Here is a 3,514-nt window from a genome sequence, read left to right as displayed (position 1 = left end):
GATTAAATCAGGTGATCAAGATATTTACAATGCTTTTGTAGTAGAAATTCAAAGAGATATCATTAGAACTTTTAAAGGAAATAAATGAGTGTAGATGTGCTTTATCTAGTCTTTATGATTGTTTTATTAGTTGCTTTTTTAGCCTATATGAATATTAAGGATAAAGAAAATACAAGTAAAATTACAAAATTGCAAAATGCTATGGAAGATCTTACTAAGGAGTTACATTATCTTAAAAAAGATTTAGATTTAAAAGATGATAGTGAGGAAAAGTTTAATATAGATCTTTTAAAAGATGAAGTAAAAATAATGCTTGAAAAAGAAGTTTCTCATAAAATTTATCCTATTTTGCAAAGTTTGCAAAATGTTGAAAGTATTATAGAAGAATTTCAAAATGAACAGCAAAATAGAATTTTAACTTTAGAGCAAAAAACACAAAGTATAAGCAAACTTACGCCTAATTACGATACAGAAGAGCAAAAAATTATAGAATTATTTCAGCAAGGTAAAAGTATAGAGCAAATTGCAAAAGATCTAAGAGTAGGTATAGGTAATGTCGAGCTTGTTTTAAAATTTAAAAAAATGATTAAGTAGGGTTTATTAAATGCTAATTGATAAGTATGGAAGAAAAATTAATTATATGAGAATTTCAGTTACACAAAGATGTAATTTTCGTTGTCTTTATTGTATGCCAAAAATTCCATTTGATTGGGTTCCAAAAGAAAATTTATTAACCTTTGAAGAAATGTTTTTATTTGTTAAAGTAGCTATTGATGAAGGAATTTCTAAGATTAGAATTACAGGCGGTGAGCCTTTATTGAGAAAAGATTTAGATATATTTATTTCAATGATTCATGATTATAAAAAAGATATTGATTTAGCTATTACTACAAATGGATATTTTCTCAAAGATTATGCAAAAGATCTTAAAAAAGCTGGTTTAAAACGTATTAATATTTCTCTTGATACTCTTGATTCTAAAAAAGCAAAAATAATTTCTCAAAAAGAGGTTTTAAATAATGTTTTAGCAGGAATTGAAGAAGCTGTAAATTTAGATTTTAAAGTCAAAATTAATACAGTAGCTCTTAAAAATTTTAATGATAATGAGCTGATTTCTTTATTAGAATATGCAAAAAGTTTAAATATGCAAATTCGTTTTATAGAATTTATGGAAAATAATCATGCTTATGGAAAACTTCAAGGTTTAAAATCTAATGAAATTCTTGAAATTTTAAAACAAAAATATGAAATAATTTCTTCAAGAAAAGCACAAAATTCTCCAGTGACTTTATATGAAATAAATAACTATACCTTTGGTATCATTGATCCTCATTCTCACGAATTTTGTGATACTTGTAATCGTATAAGACTTAGTGCCGAGGGTCTTTTAATACCTTGTTTGTATTATGATGAATCTTTAAGTATTAAAGAAGCAGTAAAAAAGAAAGATATTAAAACAGCAGCTAAAATTCTTAAAGAAGTTTTAAAAAATAAACCAGAAAAAAATAAATGGAGTGTTGTAGATAATGAAACATCCTCTAGGGCTTTTTATCAGACGGGAGGTTAAATTTTTTGGATATTGTTGAAAGTTTTATAAGCATACAAGGTGAGGGAAAATTTAGTGGAAGATTAGCTATTTTTGTAAGATTTGCTGGATGTAATTTTAATTGTTATGGTTTTGGAGTGCATAAAAATATAAATGATAAAAAATTTTTAGGTTGTGATACTATTAGAGCAGTTTTTACAAAAGATTTTGCTGATCAATATACAAGATTTACCCCTTTAGAGCTTTATAAAAGAGTATGCTTTTTAAAAGCAAAATTAAACCCTATTGTAGTTATTACAGGTGGTGAGCCTTTATTGTATTATAATAATAATGATTTTTTAAAGTGGCTTGAACTTTTATTAAAAGATAATTTTGAAATTCATTTTGAAACTAATGCAAGCTTAAAGATAGATTTTGAAAAATTTCCTTTATATAAAAAATGCATCTTTGCTTTGGGTGTAAAATTAAGTAATAGTAAAATACCTAAAGAAAAAAGATTAAATTTTGATGCTATAAAAGCTATTGTGCAAAATGCTAAAGATAGTTTTTATAAATTTGTTTTAGATAAAGAAATGATAAAAAGTAATAAAGCTAAAATAGAAATTGATGAAATTTTAGCCAAAGTGGATAATGAAGTTTATTGTATGCCTATGGGCTATAATGAAGAAATTTTAAAAATTAATGCTTTAGAGGTGGCACATTTTTGTATAAAAAATGGATATAATTACTCCGATAGAATGCATATAAGACTTTGGAATGATAAAGAGGGAGTATGATTATTAGAAAAGAATTTGAATTTGAGAATGCTCATATCGTTCGTTTTTGCAGTTCTAAGCGTTGTAAAAGTAGTATTCATGGACATTCTTATAAAGTTGAAGTACTGCTTGAAAGTAAATATTTAGATAACGCTGGAATGGTATATGATTTTGGACTTTTAAAGCAAGAAGTAAAACAAATTATTGATAGTTTTGATCATGCTATTACTCTTTTTAAAGATGATAATGAAGAATATTTAGAACAAATGAAAAAATTTTCTAGTCGTTGGATTATTTTACCATTAAATGTTAGTGCTGAAAATTTTTGCCGTATTTTTTTTGTTCTTATTGATACTTTATTAAAACAGACTAAGATGATAAATGGCGAACAAGGGGTTTATTTAAAAAGTATTATAGTTCATGAAACAAAAAGTGGTTATGCACAAGGATTTAAGGAGGATGCTTATAGTGAATTTTTGCCTTCTATAAAATTAGAAGATATAGAATTTTCAGAAGCAATTCAAGAAGATTGGAAAGATAAGAATTTCTATGAAAAATTAAAAAATTCTTATATTTTTATTAACCCAAAGGAAGTTTAATGCCATATTTAATAATCATTTTCTTATTTTTTGTTGGATGTTCTAATAATGAAGATAAATCTCTTAAATCCAAATCATCAGATCAAGAGATTGTTCAAATAGAGCAAAATGATGAAAAAACTCAAGTAAATGATGATAATTTACCATTACCAGTTGGTGACGATTCTTTAGATGATACTCAAGTTTTAAATATGAATTTAAGTATTATTAGTTCTTTATATAAACAAAAATGTGCAAATTGTCATGGAAAAGAAGGAGAATTAAAATTAAAAAATAATATTAGAATTAAAAATTTAAGCAAAGAAAATTTTATGCGAAAATTTAATCTTTGTCAAAAACAAAATGATAAAGATCATTGTATTAATTTAAATTTGGATCAAATTGAAAATTTGGCTAAATATATCACCAACAAAGGGAAATGATGGATCAAAGTTATGAGTTTATTTTAGCCTTACATCTTTATAGTCTTTATGCAAGCGGTTTTTTAATGCTTTTTTATTTAGTTTTAACTCAGGGAAATTTTAAAACAGAATTTATCTTTACAAGAAGAATTCGTTTATTTTTACCTATTTATTATTTTTTTTTAATCTTAATCTTTTTTACAGGAATGTTAC

General features: G+C 24.8%; 5 protein-coding genes and 1 pseudogene. All 6 read left to right on the top strand.

The genetic code is table 11. The annotated features are described in order from the left end of the window. Nucleotides 1–84: 84 nt before the first annotated feature. Complete coding sequence (locus JG677_RS07450) at nt 85–594, top strand: DUF6115 domain-containing protein (protein ID WP_200169929.1); 510 nt, start codon at nt 85–87, stop codon at nt 592–594. Nucleotides 595–604: 10 nt separating this feature from the next. Then, a complete protein-coding gene (gene moaA / locus JG677_RS07445; RefSeq protein WP_200286015.1) occupies nt 605–1,567 on the top strand; it encodes a GTP 3',8-cyclase MoaA in 963 nt (320 codons plus the stop codon). 5 nt (nt 1,568–1,572) lie between these two features. Beyond that, entirely contained in the window at nt 1,573–2,322 is a 750-nt protein-coding gene (locus tag JG677_RS07440; protein ID WP_200169927.1) for a 7-carboxy-7-deazaguanine synthase QueE, read from the top strand. Further along, entirely contained in the window at nt 2,319–2,900 is a 582-nt protein-coding gene (locus tag JG677_RS07435; protein WP_200169926.1) for a 6-pyruvoyl trahydropterin synthase family protein, read from the top strand. Before JG677_RS07440 ends, JG677_RS07435 begins: the two co-directional genes overlap by 4 nt. Further along, on the top strand, nt 2,900–3,322 hold the full coding sequence (locus tag JG677_RS07430) for a cytochrome c (protein ID WP_200169925.1): 423 nt from the start codon (nt 2,900–2,902) through the stop codon (nt 3,320–3,322). Before JG677_RS07435 ends, JG677_RS07430 begins: the two co-directional genes overlap by 1 nt. Then, nucleotides 3,322–3,514: pseudogene (locus tag JG677_RS07425) on the top strand (hypothetical protein); the annotation flags it as partial. The gene JG677_RS07430 and the pseudogene JG677_RS07425, both read left to right, overlap by 1 nt.

Source organism: Campylobacter sp. TTU-622, assembly GCF_016598965.1.
GTDB lineage: Bacteria > Campylobacterota > Campylobacteria > Campylobacterales > Campylobacteraceae > Campylobacter_D.
This window is presented reverse-complemented; position numbering and strand designations above follow the sequence as displayed.

Excerpts from the sequence above, each read along its gene's own strand:
- moaA (WP_200286015.1), top strand. The coding sequence starts at position 605 with ATGCTAATTGATAAGTATGGAAGAAAAATTAATTATATGAGAATTTCA.
- JG677_RS07430 (WP_200169925.1), top strand. The coding sequence starts at position 2,900 with ATGCCATATTTAATAATCATTTTCTTATTTTTTGTTGGATGTTCTAAT.
- JG677_RS07435 (WP_200169926.1), top strand. The coding sequence starts at position 2,319 with ATGATTATTAGAAAAGAATTTGAATTTGAGAATGCTCATATCGTTCGT.
- JG677_RS07450 (WP_200169929.1), top strand. The coding sequence starts at position 85 with ATGAGTGTAGATGTGCTTTATCTAGTCTTTATGATTGTTTTATTAGTT.